The 17,840-nt window shown below is 72.2% G+C and carries 13 protein-coding genes and 1 pseudogene; 1 reads left to right on the top strand and 13 read right to left on the bottom strand.

The features are described from left to right. Positions 1-81: 81 nt before the first annotated feature. The 9 genes and pseudogenes from ftsZ to A5787_RS06460 all read right to left on the bottom strand — a co-directional run bounded on the left by ftsZ (position 82) and on the right by A5787_RS06460 (position 12,333). Positions 82-1,233 (bottom strand): cell division protein FtsZ, encoded by a 1,152-nt coding sequence (gene ftsZ, locus A5787_RS06500; protein WP_066963504.1) that lies wholly within the window; start codon positions 1,231-1,233, stop codon positions 82-84. A 195-nt stretch (positions 1,234-1,428) separates the two neighbouring features. Next, positions 1,429-2,358 (bottom strand): cell division protein FtsQ, encoded by a 930-nt coding sequence (gene ftsQ, locus A5787_RS06495; protein ID WP_066963400.1) that lies wholly within the window; start codon positions 2,356-2,358, stop codon positions 1,429-1,431. Continuing rightward, positions 2,355-3,824 carry a UDP-N-acetylmuramate--L-alanine ligase gene (gene murC / locus A5787_RS06490; RefSeq protein ID WP_066963397.1) on the bottom strand — a complete coding sequence of 490 codons (1,470 nt, stop codon included), beginning with the start codon at positions 3,822-3,824 and terminating at the stop codon, positions 2,355-2,357. Before murC ends, ftsQ begins: the two co-directional genes overlap by 4 nt. A gap of 9 nt (positions 3,825-3,833) precedes the next feature. Then, a pseudogene (gene murG / locus A5787_RS06485) lies at positions 3,834-5,026 on the bottom strand (undecaprenyldiphospho-muramoylpentapeptide beta-N-acetylglucosaminyltransferase); the annotation flags it as partial. Then, the gene (ftsW, locus tag A5787_RS06480; RefSeq protein WP_066963502.1) at positions 5,023-6,678 is read right to left on the bottom strand and encodes a putative lipid II flippase FtsW; all 1,656 of its coding nucleotides are present in this window, start codon (positions 6,676-6,678) and stop codon (positions 5,023-5,025) included. The pseudogene murG and the gene ftsW, both read right to left, overlap by 4 nt. 6 nt (positions 6,679-6,684) lie before the next feature. Continuing rightward, positions 6,685-8,142, bottom strand: coding sequence for a UDP-N-acetylmuramoyl-L-alanine--D-glutamate ligase (gene murD / locus A5787_RS06475; protein ID WP_066963391.1), 1,458 nt, complete (start codon positions 8,140-8,142; stop codon positions 6,685-6,687). Next, the gene (gene mraY / locus A5787_RS06470; protein ID WP_066963388.1) at positions 8,142-9,221 is read right to left on the bottom strand and encodes a phospho-N-acetylmuramoyl-pentapeptide-transferase; all 1,080 of its coding nucleotides are present in this window, start codon (positions 9,219-9,221) and stop codon (positions 8,142-8,144) included. The genes murD and mraY overlap by 1 nt, the downstream gene beginning before the upstream one ends. After that, complete coding sequence (gene murF / locus A5787_RS06465) at positions 9,218-10,747, bottom strand: UDP-N-acetylmuramoyl-tripeptide--D-alanyl-D-alanine ligase (protein WP_066963385.1); 1,530 nt, start codon at positions 10,745-10,747, stop codon at positions 9,218-9,220. The genes mraY and murF overlap by 4 nt, the downstream gene beginning before the upstream one ends. Beyond that, the gene (locus tag A5787_RS06460) at positions 10,744-12,333 is read right to left on the bottom strand and encodes a UDP-N-acetylmuramoyl-L-alanyl-D-glutamate--2,6-diaminopimelate ligase (RefSeq protein ID WP_231993860.1); all 1,590 of its coding nucleotides are present in this window, start codon (positions 12,331-12,333) and stop codon (positions 10,744-10,746) included. Before A5787_RS06460 ends, murF begins: the two co-directional genes overlap by 4 nt. Before the next feature lie 158 nt (positions 12,334-12,491). Here A5787_RS06460 and A5787_RS06455 point away from each other — a divergent pair, with 158 nt between their 5' ends. Beyond that, the gene (locus tag A5787_RS06455) at positions 12,492-12,743 is read left to right on the top strand and encodes a hypothetical protein (RefSeq protein WP_066963379.1); all 252 of its coding nucleotides are present in this window, start codon (positions 12,492-12,494) and stop codon (positions 12,741-12,743) included. A 44-nt stretch (positions 12,744-12,787) separates the two neighbouring features. On the opposite strand, the gene A5787_RS06450 is transcribed toward A5787_RS06455, so the two are convergent. From A5787_RS06450 to mraZ, 4 genes are read right to left on the bottom strand one after another with little or no spacing between them, the layout of a single operon-like run. Beyond that, positions 12,788-14,863, bottom strand: coding sequence for a penicillin-binding transpeptidase domain-containing protein (locus A5787_RS06450; protein WP_066963376.1), 2,076 nt, complete (start codon positions 14,861-14,863; stop codon positions 12,788-12,790). Then, entirely contained in the window at positions 14,860-16,041 is a 1,182-nt protein-coding gene (locus tag A5787_RS06445; protein ID WP_066963374.1) for a hypothetical protein, read from the bottom strand. Before A5787_RS06445 ends, A5787_RS06450 begins: the two co-directional genes overlap by 4 nt. Further along, entirely contained in the window at positions 16,038-17,213 is a 1,176-nt protein-coding gene (gene rsmH, locus A5787_RS06440; RefSeq protein WP_156763793.1) for a 16S rRNA (cytosine(1402)-N(4))-methyltransferase RsmH, read from the bottom strand. The genes A5787_RS06445 and rsmH overlap by 4 nt, the downstream gene beginning before the upstream one ends. Next, positions 17,188-17,619, bottom strand: a complete 432-nt coding sequence (gene mraZ / locus A5787_RS06435; protein ID WP_066963500.1) for a division/cell wall cluster transcriptional repressor MraZ — start codon at positions 17,617-17,619, stop codon at positions 17,188-17,190. The genes rsmH and mraZ overlap by 26 nt, the downstream gene beginning before the upstream one ends. Positions 17,620-17,840: the final 221 nt, after the last annotated feature.

The following is a 17,840-nucleotide window of genomic DNA, read 5'->3' as shown; positions in this document are numbered from 1 at the left end:
TCCGAAGCGCCGCGCCCGCCAGCGGGCAGCGCCATCCGGCCGCGGCCGGTTTGTCGCGCACTGGCAAGCAAATTGAGACCCTCAGCGGCGCATGAAGGGCGGCACGTCGACGTCGTCGTCGTCGCCGCCGATATTCAGCGTCGAACCGTTGGTGTGAACCGGAACGCTGACCGCGTCGACGGGCTCGAACAACGTGGAGCTGAGCTTGCCGGACTTCGCCGCCTCGATGCGGTGGGCGCCGCCCTTGTCGGCGGCGCCGGCCCCGGTGACCGGCTTGCGCCCCGGTCCGGCGGCTTCGAAGCCCGCGGCGATGACGGTGACGCGCACCTCGTCGCCCAGCGAGTCGTCGATCACGGTGCCGAAGATGATGTTGGCGTCCTGGTGGGCGGCGTCCTGCACCAGCGAGGCCGCCTCGTTGATCTCGAACAGGCCCAGGTCGCTGCCGCCGGCGATCGACATCAGCACGCCCTGCGCACCCTCCATCGACGCTTCCAGCAGCGGGGAGTTGATGGCGATCTCGGCGGCCTTGAGCGACCGGCCCTCGCCGCGCGCCGAGCCGATACCCATCAGCGCGGTGCCGGCGCCGGACATGATGCCCTTGACGTCGGCGAAGTCGACGTTGATCAGGCCCGGCGTGGTGATCAGGTCCGTGATGCCCTGCACGCCGTTGAGCAGCACCTCGTCGGCGCTGCGGAACGCGTCCATCAGCGACACCGCGGCGTCGCCCATCTGCAGCAGCCGGTCGTTGGGGATGACGATGAGCGTGTCGCAGCTCTCGCGCAGCGAGGCGATGCCGGTTTCGGCCTGATTGCCTCGCCGTTTGCCCTCGAACGAGAACGGCCGGGTGACCACGCCGACGGTCAGCGCGCCCAGCTTCCGGGCGATGCTGGCGACGACGGGCGCCCCGCCCGTGCCGGTGCCGCCGCCCTCGCCGGCGGTGACGAACACCATGTCGGCGCCGCGCAGCAGCTCCTCGATCTCGTCCTTGGCGTCCTCGGCGGCCCGGCGCCCGACCTCGGGGTCGGCGCCGGCGCCCAGCCCGCGGGTGGAATCGCGTCCGACGTCGAGCTTGACGTCGGCGTCGCTCATCAACAGCGCCTGGGCGTCGGTGTTGATCGCGATGAACTCCACGCCCTTGAGGCCCTGTTCGATCATCCGGTTGACGGCGTTGACGCCGCCGCCACCGATACCCACAACCTTGATAACGGCCAAGTAATTGTGCGGGGGGGTCATCATTCGTCTTCCTCCCTGGTGGGACTCGGTGTGTCGGCCTGGCAAACCCTCAACCTCAACCATAGAGTTAGAGTTATGTCAAGTAGTTCCGCGCAAACAGAACGGTATGGGTAGCACGCGCGCTTATCCCGCAGGCGCGCCGACGCGCCGCACGCAAATTTTTTGGTCGCGCGCCGGCGCTGCCGACCTGCTCGGCTACTTGACGGTCGGCAGGTCGGGGCTGGACACGTCGTAGGTCTTGCCGGGCTGCGTCAACAGCGCGGCCAGCTTTTCGGCCTTCTCGTCGGTGCGGTCGGTGGTCCCCCAGATCACCACCCGACCGTCGCCCAGCGTCAGGGTGATCGAGGCCACCGACGGGGCCGCGATGCGGCCCACCTGGCCCGCAACCTCGGGGCGCAGGGCGATCAGCACCTGCAGGGCGGCCTTGGTCGCCGGGTCGTTGGGCCCCGGATCGGCCACGTCGAGGTAGGGCAGCGCCGGCGGCGGCGGGCCGGTCGCGAAGTCGACGCCGTCGCGGTCGAACAGGTGCGGGCCGTCCGGAAAGTCCTTGACCACCAACGGGACTCGCTCGACGATGGTGATGCGCAGCGCCGACGGGTACTGGCGTTGCACCCGGGCACTGGCCACCCGCCGGATGGCGGCCACGCGCTCGGCGACCTGGTTGGTGTTGATCTGCAGCAGCGGCGTTCCGGGCCGCACCCGCGCCGCATCGAGCACCTCCTCGCGCGTCACCGTGCCGATCCCGGTGACGACGATGTTGCGCGCCGACATCGCCGGCGTGAAGTAGAGGATGAGCCCGAGGCCGACGCCGACGACGGCCACGATGACGCTGCCGAGCAGCATTTTCAGGCCGCGGACGACGCCCCGCGCGGCGGGTTTGGGTTGGTTGACGATGCGCCCGGTGGCCCGGCGCTTGGCCTCGCGGCGAGCCTCCTCGATGGCCCGCGCGCGGTCCTGCGCGGCGCGGCGCTCGGCCCGTTCGCGGCGGGCCCGCCGGCGTGGCCCCTCGAATTCGGCCTCCTCGGCCGGCGCCGCGTCGTCACCCGCGCCGGTCGCGATCGGTTCGGTGATCACGCCGTCGGCCTGCTCGGGGCCGGCCGGGGTGGGCTGGTCCGGCTCGGTCATCGCAGGACCCCCGGCCGGCCCGGCGCGCTGCGGTTGGCCCGCACCCGCAGCGCGGTCACGATCTCGGGACCCAGCAGGGTCACGTCGCCCGCGCCCATCGTGACGACGACGTCGCCGGGGCCCGCGGCCGCGGCGACCACCTCGGCGACCGCCGAGAAGTCCGGCAGGTAGCGCACCGGGACGCTGACGTGCTCGGCGACGCTGGCGCCGCTGACACCGGTGAGCGGTTGTTCGCGGGCTCCGTAGACGTCCAGGACGAAGACCTCGTCGGCGGCGTCCAGCGCGCGACCGAAATCGGCCGCGAAAGCCTTTGTGCGCGAATATAAATGGGGCTGAAACACCACGATGCAGCGGCCCTCGCCGCCCTGCTCGAGCAGCGCGCGAACCGCCGCGAGCGTGGCGGCGATCTCCGTGGGGTGGTGGGCGTAGTCGTCGAACACCCGCACCGCGGCCTGGCCGGGTCCCGAGACTCCGACCAGTTCGAACCGGCGGCGCACGCCCTCGAACCCGGCCAGCCCGTCGAGCACCGCATCGGCCTCGGCGCCGATCTCGATCGCCGCCAGCAGCGCACCCAGGGCGTTGAGCGCCATGTGCCGCCCGGGCACCGACAGCCGCATCACCCGCGGGTGGGGCTCCGGCGCCAGTTGGATGTGGGCGACCGCCCCGGTGCCCTGCTGGTCCCACGACAGCAGCGTGGCCGCCAACCCTGCACCGCCCGAGCCGTAGCGCAGCACCCGGATGCCCAGCTCCGCGGTGCGGTCGGCCAGCGCCGCGGCCCCCGGGTCGTCGGTGCACACGACGAGCGCCCCGCCGGGGGTGAGCCGCTCCACGAACGAGTCGAACACCCCGACGTACGCGTCGGCGCTGCCGTAGAAGTCCAGGTGATCGTTCTCGATGTTGGTGACGACCGCGACGTCGGGCGCGTACTCCAGCAGCGAGCCGTCGCTTTCGTCGGCCTCGGCGACGAAGCAGTCGCCGCTGCCGTGGTGGGCGTTGGTGCCGGCCTCCCCCAGGTCGCCGCCGACGGCGAACGACGGGTCCCGCCCGCAGTGCTGCAGGGCCACGATCAGCATCGACGTCGTCGTCGTCTTCCCGTGCGTGCCGGTGACCATCAGCGTGGTGCGCCCGGCCATCAGCTTGGCCAGCACGGCCGGTCGCAAGATCACCGGGATGCCGCGCCGGCGGGCCTCGACCAGCTCGGGGTTGGTCTTCGGGATGGCGGCGTGGGTGGTGATGACCGCGGTGACGCCGCCCGGCAACTGATCCAGCGACGACGCGTCGTGGCCGATGCGGATCAGCGCGCCCCGGGCCCGCAGCGCGTGCAGGCCGCGCGACTCCTTGGCGTCGGACCCCGACACCAGCCCGCCCCGGTCCAGCAGGATGCGGGCGATGCCCGACATTCCGGCTCCGCCGATGCCGACCATGTGCACCCGCCGCAGCTCGGGCGGCAGCTGCTCGGCGGTCACGTCTTTCTCCCGCCGACCCGCGCCCGTCGCGCGATGTCCAGCGCCGCCTGGGCCACCTGGCGCGCCGCGTCGGGGTGTCCAACCCGGGCGGCGGCCGCCGTCATCGCCGCCAGCCGCGGCGGGTCGTTCAGCAGCCCGGCCACCTCCCGGGCGACCAGGGCCGGCGTGAGGTCCGCGTCGGTGACGATGATGCCGCCACCGCCGTTGACCACCGGCAACGCGTTGAGCCGTTGTTCGCCGTTGCCGATCGGCAGCGGCACGTAGATGGCCGGCAGGCCGACGGCCGAGACTTCGGCGACCGTCATCGCCCCGGACCGGCAGATCGCGAGGTCCGCGGCGGCGTAGGCCAGGTCCATCCGGTCGAGGTAGGGCACCGCCACGTAGGGCGGGTCGCCGGGGCCGGGCGCGCGCAGGTCGAGGGTGTTCTTGGGTCCGTGCGCGTGCAGCACGCTCACACCCGCGGCGGCCAGGTCGGCGGCCGCCCCGGAGACGGCCCGGTTGAGCGACACGGCGCCCTGGGAGCCGCCGAACACCAGCAGCACCCGCGCGTCGTCGGCGAAACCGAAGTGCCGGCGGGCCTCGGCGCGCAACGCCGCACGGTCGAACGCGGTGAGCGTCGCCCGGATCGGCACGCCGACCACCTCGGCGCGTGGCAGGCCGCAATCCGGCACCGCCGACAGCACCCGGGCGGCGCCGCGGGCGCCGACCCGGTTGGCCAGCCCGGCGCGGGCGTTGGCCTCGTGAATCACCACCGGGACGCGCCGCCTGCGACCGAGCCCGCCGCGCGCGGCCAGGTAGGCCGGCACGGCGACGTAGCCCCCGAAACCGATCACCACGTCGGCGTGGACGGCGTCGAGCACCGCGCGGGCTTCCCGGACCGCGCGCCACACCCGGGGTGGCAGCCGCGCCAGGTCACCGCTGGGTTTTCGGGGCAGCGGGACCGGCGTGATCAGCTCGAGGGGATAGCCGCGCTCGGGCACCAACCGGGTCTCAAGCCCGCGTCGGGTGCCCAGCGCGGTGATGCGGACCTGGGGATCCAGCGCGCTGAGCGCGTCGGCGACGGCCATCGCGGGCTCGACGTGGCCGGCCGTGCCGCCGCCGGCCAGCACGACCGACAGGACCGCATTGGCCGATGATGCGGCACCGGCGGGCGAGGGGTTTCCCCCCAGCCCGCCGGTCGGCTGTCTGATCGTGCCGTTCACCCGTAACGCTGACCTTCCAATGTGCGTGCTCGCCGTGTCGGACGCTGACCGGCGTACCGCTGGCTTGATCCATGATGCCCTCCCCGCACCCGCGGGGCGCCCCCAGACTGGCGCGCCGGCCGGCCGGCCGTTCGGCCGGACGCCTTGCGCAGCGGCTTGTCGGCGGTGCGCGACGCCTTCCGGCCGGGCGCCTTGGGGGCCTTCCGGGGCGCCGCCGCACCGTCTCGCTTGCGGTCGCGGAAGGACTCGATGCGGCTCGGCGCGTACGGCCGGGGCAGCGGCAGCCGCAGCAGCTGGTTCATCTTGTCGTCACGGCCGGCCCGCAGCGCGGCCACCGCCTCCGGTTCGTGTCGCGCCGCGTTGGCCATGATGCCGATCATGAAGAGCGTTGCCGCCGTTGATGTTCCGCCCGCGGAGATGAGTGGCAGCTGCAGGCCGGTAACCGGCAGCACGCCGATGACGTAGCCGATGTTGATGAACGCCTGACCGAGGATCCACATGGTCGTGGTGGCGGTCACCAACCGCAGGAACGGGTCGGCGGACCGGCGCGCGATCCGCATCCCGGTGTAGGCGAACAGGCCGAAGAGGGCCAGCAGCCCGAACGCCCCGATGAAGCCCAGCTCCTCGCCGATGATGGCGAAGATGAAGTCGTTGTGGGCGTTGGGCAGGTAGTTCCACTTGGCGACGCCCTGGCCGAGGCCGTCGCCGAAGATGCCGCCGTGGGCCAGCGCGAACTTGGCCTGCCGGGCCTGGTAGCCGGTGTCCTGCGGGTCGTTCTCGGGGTTGATCCAGGACCGCACCCGGTCCGAGCGGTACCCGGCCGACATCGCCAGGACCGCGCCGGCCATGAAGACGGCAGCCAGCGAGGCGACGAAGACGCGCAGCGGCAGCCCGGCGTACCAGAGCAGGGCCAGCAGGATGATGCCCAGCGACACCGTCTGGCCGAGGTCGGGCTGGGCGACGATCAGCGCCAGCGCGATGACCGCGGCCGGGACCAGCGGAATCAGCATCTCCCGCAGCGACGCCCGCTCCATGCGCCGGGCCGCCAGCAGGTGCGCACCCCAGATGGCGAACGCGATCTTGGCCAGCTCGGAGGGCTGCATCGAGAAGCCCGCGATCACGAACCACTTCCGGGAGCCGTTGGCCAGGTTGCCGATCCCGGGAACCAGCACGAGCACCAGCAGGATGATGGTGATGAGGTAGCCGGTGAAGGCCACGCGCCGGATGAATTGCACCGACACGCGCATCGCGACGTAGGCCGCGATCAGCCCGACGACCGTCCACAGGACCTGCTTGGCGAAGATCACCCAGGCCGATCCGTCGGCGCCGTAGGAGCGCACGCCCGAGGCGGACAGCACCATGGTCAGCCCGAGCGTCGTCAGCAACCCGGTGACGGCGACGATCAGGTGAAACGACGTCATCGGCCGGCCCAGCCACGCGCCGAACCGGCTGTGCAGACCGCCCGGCATCGCGGCCAGCCTGGCCTTGGCGCCCGCGTGGGCCTTGGCGTCGGCCTGTTCGGCGGTGGCCTCGATCGCGTCCGTCGGGGCCTCCACGTCCGGGGCTTCCGAGGAGTCGGAGGTGTCCGGCCCGGGCGCGGCGCCCTTGCTTCCCTTGCCCCGGCGCAGCCGCCGGGTCAGCGCGTTAGCCACGCCCACCTACCGGGCCGCCGCGCGCACGGCGGCGGCGAACGCGTCGCCCCGGGCTGCGTAGCCAGCGAACTGGTCGAACGACGCGCCGGCCGGCGCCAGCAGCACCGTGTCGCCGGGCTGGGCGAGCTCCCGGGCGGCGGCCACGGCCGCGGTCATGACGCGAGCGCCGAGGTCCCCACCCGAAGGTCTCACTTCTGTCACATCTGTATCAGAAACCACAGCAGTCGCATTCATATCAGCATCCTCGCCTGTCACAACCTGGACGACGGGGACATCCGGCGCGTGTCGCGATAACGCCTCTGCAACCTGACCGCGATCCCGGCCGATGAGCACCGCGCCGACCAGCCGGGACGCGACCCTGGCGACTTCGGCATCGACGGATGCGCCCTTCAGCAAACCGCCGGCCACCCACACCACGCGCGGATAGGCCAGCACCGACGCTTCGGCGGCGTGCGGGTTGGTGGCCTTGGAATCGTCGACGTAGGTGACCCCGTCGGCGACGACGACGACCTCGGCCCGGTGTCGGCCCACCCGGAACGACGCGACCGCGCCGGCGATGGCTTCTGGCGGCACCCCGACGCTGCGGGCCAGGGCCGCCGCGGCCAGGGCGTCGAGCACGCCGACCGGGCCCGGCACCGGGATGGAGTCGGCGGCCAGCAGCGCCAGGTCGTCGGCGAAGGCGCGGTCGATCAATTGGCCGTCACGCACGCCGAGCTCGCCCGCGCCGGGCTCACCGAGCCGGAAGCCGGCGCGCACCGGCGCGGCGGCGGTGGCCAGCAGCGCGGCGGCCCGGGCGTCGTCCAGCCCGACCACGGCCACCCGGCCGCCCAGGACCCGGGCCTTCGCCGCGGTGTAGTCGGCCATCGTGGAGTGCCAGTCGAGGTGATCCTCGGCGATGTTGAGGACGACGCCGGCCTCGGGCCGCAGCGAGGGCGCCCAGTGCAGCTGGAAGCTGGACAGCTCGACGGCCAGCAGGTCGGCCGGCCGGTCGAGCACATCCAGGACCGGATCGCCGATGTTGCCGCACAGCACGCTGCTTCTGCCACCGGCGGCCAGCATGGCGTGCAGCATCGAGGTCGTGGTGGTCTTGCCGTTCGTCCCGGTCACCACCAGCCAGCGGCGGGGCGGGCCGTAGTGGCCCGCGGCGTCGAGCCGCCAGGCCAATTCGACGTCGCCCCAGATGGGCACGCCCGCGGTCGCCGCGGCGGCCAGCAGCGGCGTGGCCGGGGAGAACCCGGGGCTGGTCACCACCAGGGCGTAGTGCGAGATCTGCCCCGTCGCCGTCGATGTCGGCACGGTGGCGACGCCTTGTTCGGCGTAGGCGCGCAGCGTGGCCGGGTCGTCGTCGCACAGCGTCGGCGCGGCGCCGAACCGGGTCAGGGCGGCCAGCACCGCCCTGCCGGTGACGCCGCCGCCGGCCACCAGCACGGGCGCGCCCGGTCCCACGGGGTCAAGACCGCTCATCACGCACCGACGGTGGCCAGCCACTCACCGTAGAAGAGGGCCACGCCCAGGCCGCAGGCGATCGCGGTGAGTAGCCAGAAGCGGATGATCACCGTCGTTTCGGCCCAGCCGGCCAACTCGAAATGGTGGTGGAAGGGCGCCATCCGGAACACCCGGCGCCCGGTGGTGCGGAAGGCCAGGATCTGCAGCACCACGGAGGTGACCTCCGCGACGAACAGCGAGCCCAGCACGACGGCGAGGATCTCGGTGCGGCTGGTGACCGACAGGCCGGCGATGATCCCGCCCAGCGCCAGGGAGCCGGTGTCGCCCATGAAGATCTTGGCCGGGGCGGCGTTCCACCACAAAAAGCCGATGCAGGCGCCGGCGGTGGCGGCCGCGATGATTGCCAGGTCCAGCGGATCGCGCACGTTGTAGCAGCCCAGCCCCGGGGCGGTGACGCACGCGTTGCGGTACTGCCAGAAGGTGATCAGCACGTAGGCGGCGGTGACCATCGCCATGCAGCCCGCTGCCAGCCCGTCCAGGCCGTCGGTGAAGTTGACCGCGTTGGACCAGGCGCTGACGATCACCACGCAGAACAGCACGAACAGTCCGGGAGCCAGTGTGACGGTGGCGATTTCGCGGACGTAGGACAGGTTCGCGCTGGCCGGGGTCAGGCCGTTGGCGCTGTGGAACTGCAGGACCAGCACCCCGAACAGCACCGCGGCGGCGATCTGGCCGACGGTCTTGGCCGTCTTGTTCAGCCCGAGGTTGCGCGAGCGGCGGATCTTGATCAGGTCGTCGAGGAACCCGACGCCGCCGAGCACGGTGGCCAGGCCCAGCACCAGCAGACCCGACGCCGAGATGCCCTCGCCGTCGAACGCCAGCCCCGCGAGGTGCGTGCCGAGGTATCCCGCCCAGATGCCGGCCAGGATCGCCACGCCGCCCATCGACGGCGTGCCGCGCTTGGCGTGGTGGGTCGGCGGGCCGTCCTCGCGGATCTGGTGGCCAAAACCCTGCTTGGTGAACAGCCGGATCAGCGCCGGCGTCAACAGGATCGAGACGGTCAGCGCGATGGCGACGGCGATGAGGATCTGTCTCACGGGCGCGCCCCGTCCGGGTCATCCGAGGCCAGCGCCTCGGCCAGCGCGCCCAGGCCTGCCGCGTTGGACGCCTTGACCAGGACCACGTCGCCGGGTTGCACCTCGGCCCGCAACAACGCCAGGGCGGCGTCGGCGCCGGGCACGCTGACCGACTCCGTGCCCCAGGAGCCCTCCATGACCGCCCCGTGGTGCATGGCGCTCATCGACCTCCCGGTTCCCACGACAACGAGTCGTGACACATCTAAGCGCACCGCGAGCCGGCCGATGCGATCGTGCTCGGTTATCGCGTCCTCGCCGAGCTCGGCCATCTCGCCCAGCACCGCCCAACTCCTGCGCTTTTCGGCGGGCCCTTCCCCGCCGCCGTGAGCGATCCAGGCGAGCGCCTGCAGCCCGGCCCGCATCGAGTCGGGGTTGGCGTTGTACGCGTCGTCGATCACCGTGACGCCGTCGGCGCGGGTGGTGACGTGCATGCGATGCCGCGACACCGGGCCCGCGGCTTGCAGCGCGGCGGCCACCTGTTCGACCCCGGCGCCGCATTGCAGCGCGACCGCGCCGGCGCACAGCGCGTTGGTGACCTGATGGTCGCCGAACACGCCGAGCCGCACGTCGACTGCGCTGTCCATCGCGTGCAGGGTAAAGCGCGGCCTGGCCAATTCGTCGAGCGACACTCCCTCGGCCCACACGTCGCTGGGTCCCGACGCGGTGTGGGGAGCGCGGCTGACCCGGACCACCCGGGCCGCGGTGACCTGGGCCATCGCGGCCACGACCGGGTCGTCGACGTTGAGGATGACGACGCCGGATGACGTAACGGCTTGTGGCAGTTCGGCTTTGGTGCGCGCGATGGCTTCCCGGGAGCCGAACTCGCCGAGATGGGCGGTGCCGACATTGAGGACCACCCCGATCGACGGCGGGGCGATGTCGGCCAGCGCGGCGATGTTGCCGGGATGCCGCGCCGACATCTCGAGAATGAGGTAGTCCGTGCTACGGGTCGCGCGCAGCACGGTCCAGGGGTGGCCCAGCTCGTTGTTGAACGATCCGGGCGGGGCGATCACCTCACCCAACGGATCGAGCACGGCGGCCACCAGGTCCTTGGTCGAGGTCTTTCCCGACGACCCGGTGATCCCGATGATCCTCAGGCCGCCCGCGACAAGTTCGGCCGCCACCGCCCGGGCCAGCTTGGCCAGCGCGGCCAGCACCGCCGCACCGGAACCGTCGGCGTCGTGCTCGAGCACCCCGGCCAGGCCGCCCCCGGCGGCGCGGGGCCGGGGTTCGACCACGATGGCGGGCACCCCGACCGGCCGGGCCGCCAGCACGGCGACCGCACCGGCCGCGGTCGCCGCGGCCGCGTGGTCATGCCCGTCGGAGCGCGCCCCGGGCAGCGCCAGGAACAGCCCGCCCGGGCCGACTTTGCGCGAGTCGAATTCGACGGTTCCGGTGACGCGGCGGTCCGCCGCTGCCTCCGGCGAGATGTCGGCCAGTGTGCCGCCGACGATTTGGGCGATCCGGGCGACGGTCAGGTCGATCACTGCCGAGTCCTTCGGGCCTGCAGCGCCTCCGCAAGCTCCACGCGGTCGTCGAACGGGCGCGTCTGCCCTGCGGCTCGCTGCCCGGTTTCGTGGCCCTTGCCGGCGACCAGCACCACGTCGCCGGGGCCGGCCCAGGCCACCGCGTGGTCGATCGCCGCGCGGCGATCGGCGATCTCGACGACCTCGGCGGCGCCCTGGGCGGCCCCGGCCAGGATCTCGCGGCGGATCGCCGCGGGGTCCTCACCGCGCGGGTTGTCGTCGGTGACGATCACCAAATCTGCCAGCTCGGCGGCGATTTCGCCCATCGGCGCCCGCTTGCCCGGGTCGCGCTCGCCGCCCGCGCCGAACACCACCGCCAGCCGGCGACCGGGCCGCGCCAGTGCGGTCAGCACGGCCCGCAGCGCGCCCGGCTTGTGGGCGTAGTCGACCAGCGCGAGGAATTCCTGGCCGCGGTCGACCTCCTCCAGCCGTCCGGGCACGCGGGTCTGCAGCAAGCCCGGCGCCGCCTGCTCGGGGGAAACCCCCACCGTATCCAGAATCGCCAGCGCGACAAGGCAATTGGCGACGTTGTAATGGCCCGGCAACCGGACGCCGACGCGATGGTGCACGCCGGCGGGATCCACGACCGTGAACTCCTGTCCCCCGGCGCCCATCGGCGCCACGTCCGTGGCGCGCCAGTGGGCCGATTGGCCGGCGGCGCTGACGGTGATCGCGTCGCCGGCGCGCTCGGCCATCGCGCGCCCGGCGTCGTCGTCGATGCACACCACCGCGGTGTCGGCGCGCAGCGGCGAGGCGGGGTCGAACAGCACGGCCTTGGCCTCGAAGTAGTCGGCCATCGTGGGGTGGAAGTCGAGGTGGTCGCGCGAGAGGTTGGTGAAGGCGCCCACCGCGAACGTGGTGCCGTCCACGCGGCCCAGGGTCAGCGCGTGGCTGGAGGCCTCCATGACCACGGTGTCCACCCCGCGCTCGGCCATCGCCGCGAGCATCGCCTGCAGGTCGGGGGCCTCCGGGGTGGTCAGCGCGCTCGGGATGTCGGCGCCGTCGATGCGGATGCCGATGGTGCCGATCAGCCCGGCCGTGCGGCCGCCGGCCCGCAGCCCGGACTCGACCAGATAGGTCGTGGTCGTCTTGCCCGACGTCCCGGTGATCCCGATGACGGTGACCTTCTCGGACGGGTTGCTGTACACCGCGGCGGCCAGGCCGCCGAGCACGCGGCGGGGCGCCGGGTGCACCAGGGTGGGCACCGCGCCGGCGTGGGAGGCCATCTCTGCGACGCCGGCGGCGTCGGTGAGCACCGCCACGGCACCGCGTTCGATCGCGTCACCGGCAAAGCGGGCGCCGTGCGTGGTCGAGCCCGGCAGCGCGGCGAACAGGTCGCCGGACCGCACGTCCTGCGCGCGCAGGGTCACACCGGTGACGGTGGGGTCGACAACGGCGACCCCGTCGGCCAGCACCGCGCCGACCTGGGCCGCCAGCGCGGACAACCGGGCGCCCGAGCCGGCGCGGGGGCGCAAATCAGTGGGCACCGAGACCACAGCCGCACCTCCCTCCGACGTCACCCCTGTCGCCACGATCAGCCCTGACACCCTACCTAGCCGCACCGGCCCCGGGGGTTACCCGCGGCCCGTCCCGATTCAGTCTCTGCTCCCCAAGATTCCTTCAGGCCGTTGCCGCAACCTTCGGATGCCCGGCGCATTGGCCGGGTAGCGGCAACCCGGCCGCCACCGGATGAAGGGTCCAAACCATGAAGATCACTCTCGCCGCAGCGGGCCTGCTCACCGCCGCCGCCCTCACCGCGTGCGGCTCAGCCGGCCACAGCGACGCCTACCACAAGGGATTCACGTTCGCCGACGGCAATGACTTGGTCCAGACCCAGGCCGGCATGATGGGCGCCTCGACCATCTGCGGCTCCTGGGCGACGAATCAGGCTCAGGGCCTCAACCAGCAGGAGTGGATTCAGGGCTGCCAGGACGCCCCGGCCAAGAAGAAGGGCTGAACCGGCTGCGGGCCTGCCCGGGCCGGCCGCCCGTGCGGCCACCCCTAGGTGGCCTGCAACGTCAGCGGCGGGCCGGGATCCGGTGACAGCGGCACGTTCTCCCGCTGCATCAGCCAGCCGGCGATGTTGTGGAACAGCGGGGCCGCCGAATGCCCGGGCGAGCCGTCGGCGTTGCGCTGCGGGTTGTCCATCATGATGCCGATGACGTAGCGGGGATTGTCGACGGTGGCCATGCCGGCGAACGTGATCCAGTAGACGTCGTCGAAGTAGCAGCCGCACCCGGGGTTGATCTGCTGGGCGGTGCCCGTCTTGCCGGCCATCTGGTAACCGGACACCGCGGCCGCCGACCCGGTGCCCTGTTGGTAGCCCATCGGGTCCTTTTGCACGACGGCGCGCAGCATGCCGCGCACGGTCTGCGCGGTCTGCGGCGAGACCACCCGGACACCTTCGGGGTGCGGTTCCTCGGTCCGGGTGCCGTCGGGTGCGATGGTGGCCTTGATGATCCGCGGCGGTACCCGCAGGCCGTCGTTGGCGATGGTCTGGTACATGTCGGTCATCTGCAGCAGGGTCATCGAAAGGCCCTGGCCGATAGGCAGGTTGGAGAAGGTGCTGCCCGACCATTGGTCGATGGGCGGGACCAGCCCCGCGCTCTCACCGGGCAGCCCGACGTTGGTGCGCTGGCCCAGCCCGAACTTGCGGACCATGTCATAGAAGCGCTCCGGGCCGACGCGCTGCGCCAGCATCAGGGTGCCGACGTTCGACGACTTCCCGAACACGCCGGTGGTGGTGTAGGGCATCACGCCGTGGTCCCAGGCGTCGTGGATCGAAACCCCGCCCATCTGGATCGAGCCGGGCACGTGCAACACCTCGTCGGGGTTACTCAGCCCGTATTCGATGACCGAGGACGCGGTGATCACCTTGTTCACCGATCCGGGCTCGAAGGGCGAGGACACCACCAGGTTGCCCAGCTGCCTGTCGCCCTGGCGTCCGATGTCCTGGGAGGGGTCGAAGGTGTTGTCGTTGGCCATGGCCAGCACCTCGCCGGTCTTCGAGTCGAGCACCACGGCCGAAACATTATGCGCCCCAGACAGATTCTTGGCCTGCTGGACCTGCTGCTGCACGTAGAACTGGATGTCGTCGTCCAGGGTCAGCTGGACCGTCGACCCGTTGACCGCCCGGTGCCGGTTGCGGTAGCTGCCGGGGATGACGACGCCGTCGGACCCGCGGTCGTAGGTGACCGAGCCGTCGGTCCCCGACAGCACCGAGTCCAGCGAATCCTCCAACCCCAGCAGCCCGTGGCCGTCCCAGTCGATGCCGCCGACGATGTTGGCCGCCAGCGATCCGCCGGGATACTGGCGCAGATCCTGCCGCTCGGAGCCGACCTCGGGATACTTCTCGGAGATCGCGCTGGACACGGCCGGGTCGACGGCGCGCGCCAGGTAGACGAAGTTGTCATTGCTCTGCAGCTTCTTCAGCACGGTCTGGTAGTCCGGCTTGTTGTTCAGCCGGGTGGAGACCTCCTTGGCGATGTCGCGCAGCCGCTCCTGCGGGTCGGGGGCGGCCGAATTCTTCCGCTTCGCATCTTCGAGTTGCTGGCGAATCCTCTTGGGCTGGAACGTCAACGCTCGCGACTCGATGGTGAACGCCAGCTGTTGGTTGTTGCGGTCGACGATGCTGCCGCGCACCGCCTTCTCGACGTCGGTGACCTTGAGCTGGCCGGCCGCCTGGGCCCGCAGCTTGGGGGCGTCCTTGACCTGCAGCATGAACAGCTGGGCACCCGCGACCAGCATCAGCACCAGGATGACGGCGTTGCCGGCCCGGTGCCGGAAGACGAACGACGCGCCGCGCGACCCCACTTCCACGATCTGGCGGGTGCGCCGCTGCCGCGCCGAGTGACCGGCGCCCACGGTGTCGGGCCGCGCGTCGGCGCGGGTTTGCTTGGACTCCTTGGCTTTCCGGAACATCTTCGGCCCGCGCGCGTCCGGCGGCTGCGGGGCTTGCTTGGGCTTACGGGCCCGCTTCGGTTGCCGGACCCCCCTGGGCTCCTGCGGTTTACCGGGACCGCGGGTCGACCGCGCGGACTGCGACCGGCTCGTGCGCCCGGCGTCGCCGCGGCTCACCGGGCGGCGCCCGGCGTCGCGGCGGTCAGGGGGCCGACCTGTCCGCCGTTAGCCGGCACACCGGGCTGCGCCGGGACGCCGGGGACGACCGGGGCCACCACCTGGGGGGCGCCCGACGCGATCCCCGGCCGCACCGGAACCGGCACCTCCGCCGGTAGGGTCGCCGGGACGGGAGCAACGGGCAAGCCGCCCAACGGGATCGGCACCTCGGCGGGCCCCGGGGCGGTCGCGGCTGCCGCCGGGCCGGGCAACCCCGGCAAGGGCACGACACCCTGGAACTGCCCGGTGGCCGGGCCGCCGGGCATCCCCGGCAACGGCGCGGTCGGCTGCGAGGGCAGGTGCTGGCCGCCCACCGTCGACGACCCGTCCGGGGCGCGCAACAAGGCCTCCGGACCCGGCCTGGCCGGCACCGCCGGGCCCCCGGGCGCGGGTGGCACCCGGACCGGGACCTCCGGCGGGAGCGCCGGCGGCGGCGGGGCCGGCGGTGGCGCGTCGGAGAGCTTGGTGTTCAGCGGCGGCGGCGGGACGCCGTCGGCCGGCTTCGGGGTGCCCACCACCACCCAGTTGCCCGACGGGTCCTGGACCAGGTGCGCGGTGTCCCTGGTCGGGATCATGCCTTGCTTGCGGGCCGCCTCGGCCAGCGCCGGCGCGGATTCCGCCTCGCGCACATCGCGTTCCAGCGCCTCCTTCTGCTCCTGCAGCATCCGGTTCTTCGCGCGGGCGTGGCTCAGCTGGTACGAGCGCTCGGCGGAGGCGGTGGACAACCACAGCGTCAGGCCCAGGCCGAGGCCGAGCGCGCCGATGATCAGGACGACGAACGGAACCTTGGCCGCCAGCGTGCGCGGCCGCAGGTCGACCGACGCGAGCCGGATGGCCAGGCGCTCGGACAACCGGGGGCGAACAGCCTTGGGCGCCTTGGCTTTCCGCGCTTTGGCGCGAGCCTTGGCCTGGCTCGCGCTTTTGGGCCGGCCGGGCCGCTCCGCCGGCCGGGCGATGGGGCTGGTCTGCGGCCCGGACTTGTTCGCCCCGGCCTCGCGGGCGTTCGCCGACGCCGGCCGGGTGCGCCGCGGCGACACCGAGTCGGCGGCGGCGCGCCTGCCCTTGCGGGTGGAACCGTCGCGTCCGCCGCGGCGGTCACCGCCACCGCGGCGCTTCGGCGCCTCGCGCTTTACCTTCATGAGTCGCCTTTCCCACTCGCGTGCTGTGATTGCACCCGCTGCTCCAGCCGTTGCAAGGCCCGTAATCGCACGGCGGCACTGCGGGGGTTGCGGTCGATCTCGGCCGCGTCCGCGCGTTCGGCGCCGCGCGTCAACGACCGGAATTGCGGCTCGTGGCCGGGAAGTTCGAACGGAAGGTCCACCGGCGTCCGCGAGGCGACCGCCTCCGCGAACACGCGCTTGACGATCCGGTCCTCCAGCGACTGGTAGGCCAACACCGCGATGCGTCCGCCCACGCGCAGCGCGTCCAGTGCGGCGGGCAGTGCGTCGCGCAGCGAGGTCAGTTCGTCGTTCACGGCGACCCGCAGCGCCTGGAAGGTGCGCTTGGCCGGATGCCCGCCGGTGCGGCGGGCGGGCGCCGGAATCGCTTGGTAGAGCAGGGCTACCAGCTCTGCGGTCGAGGTGAACGGGGTCCGGGCGCGCTGGCGGACGATCTGCACGGCGATGCGGCGCGCGAAGCGCTCCTCGCCGTAGCGGTGCAGGATGTCGGCCAGCGCCGCCTCGTCGTAGGTGTTCACGATGTCGGCCGCGGTCAGCGGCGACGTCGGATCCATCCGCATGTCCAGCGGTGCGTCCTGGGCGTACGCGAAGCCGCGTTCGGCGCGATCGAGCTGCATGGAGGAGACGCCGAGGTCGAAGAGCATGCCATCGACGGATTCGACTGCGGCGTAGCCGGATTCGTCGAGGGCTCCGGCGAGGCCGTCATACCGGGTCTGCACCAGCGTGACTCGGTCGGCGAACGGCGCCAGCCGCCGCCCGGCGATGTCCAGCGCGCTGGGGTCGCGGTCGAGCCCGATCAGCCGCAGGCCGGGCAAGTCGGTGAGGAAGCGCTCCGCGTGCCCACCCGCGCCGAGGGTGGCGTCGACGAGGACCGCTCCCGAGCCGTCCGGGTGGTGACGCGTCAGGGCGGGGGTGAGCAGCTCGACGCAGCGCTGCAGCAAGACGGGCACGTGGCCGAAGTTGTCCGAAACATCTGCCACCGCAACGCCTCCCCGGACCTGGCGGGCGGCCCCTGCACCCGGGTCCCTGTCCGAAGGCGCGAACCTGGCGTTGGGGAAGTACGCCAGGGTCGGTTCGGGCAGAGGCCACGATGCACGGGCACGCGCCTCAGATAATGTCGCCGAGTGCTTCATCGCTGGCCGCGGAGAAGTTCTCTTCGTGGGTCTGCTGGTAGTCGTGCCAGGCTTGCGCATCCCAGATCTCGAGGTAATCGACGGCACCGATCACCACGCAATCCTTGGACAGGTTCGCGTACCGGCGGTGGTCGGCCGACAACGTGATCCGCCCCTGCGCGTCGGGATGCTGCTCGTCGGTGCCGGCGGCGAGGTTGCGCAGGAACGCTCGCGCCTCGGGGTTGCTGCGCGACGTCTTGCTCGCCCGCCGCGCCAGCTGCTCGAATTCCGTCCGCGGGTAGACGGCGAGGCTGTGGTCTTGGCTCTTGGTGACCATCAACCCCCCTGCCAACGAGTCGCGGAACTTGGCGGGCAACGTCAGTCGCCCCTTGTCGTCGAGTTTGGGCGTGTAGGTGCCGAGAAACACCAGCTCACCTCCCACACCGGTCACCCAAACACTTCAGCCACCATACCCCACAGTCCCCCACTTTGCCCCATTGATGGGGTGTCGTCGCCGACTTTTCCGGGTTATCCGCCACCACCGGTCGTCACCGGGCCACCCGATGGCCCGTGCAGGCCGGTCGCTCCGCAACCGTGATCTCCGAAAACGACACGTCAGAGGGGTGAAATGGCCGAGTGGGGTGCGGT

This window comes from Mycobacterium sp. 852002-50816_SCH5313054-b (assembly GCF_001667185.1).
Lineage (GTDB): Bacteria > Actinomycetota > Actinomycetes > Mycobacteriales > Mycobacteriaceae > Mycobacterium.
Note: the sequence above shows the minus strand (reverse complement) of the source record. Positions and strands in the feature narration are given on the sequence as shown.

What these genes read in the sequence shown, in the direction of transcription:
- ftsZ (WP_066963504.1), bottom strand. Translation starts at nt 1,233, where the DNA reads ATGACCCCCCCGCACAATTACTTGGCCGTTATCAAGGTTGTGGGTATC.
- ftsQ (WP_066963400.1), bottom strand. Translation starts at nt 2,358, where the DNA reads ATGACCGAGCCGGACCAGCCCACCCCGGCCGGCCCCGAGCAGGCCGAC.
- murD (WP_066963391.1), bottom strand. Translation starts at nt 8,142, where the DNA reads ATGAGCGGTCTTGACCCCGTGGGACCGGGCGCGCCCGTGCTGGTGGCC.
- A5787_RS06455 (WP_066963379.1), top strand. Translation starts at nt 12,492, where the DNA reads ATGAAGATCACTCTCGCCGCAGCGGGCCTGCTCACCGCCGCCGCCCTC.
- A5787_RS06445 (WP_066963374.1), bottom strand. Translation starts at nt 16,041, where the DNA reads ATGAAGGTAAAGCGCGAGGCGCCGAAGCGCCGCGGTGGCGGTGACCGC.
- rsmH (WP_156763793.1), bottom strand. Translation starts at nt 17,213, where the DNA reads ATGAAGCACTCGGCGACATTATCTGAGGCGCGTGCCCGTGCATCGTGG.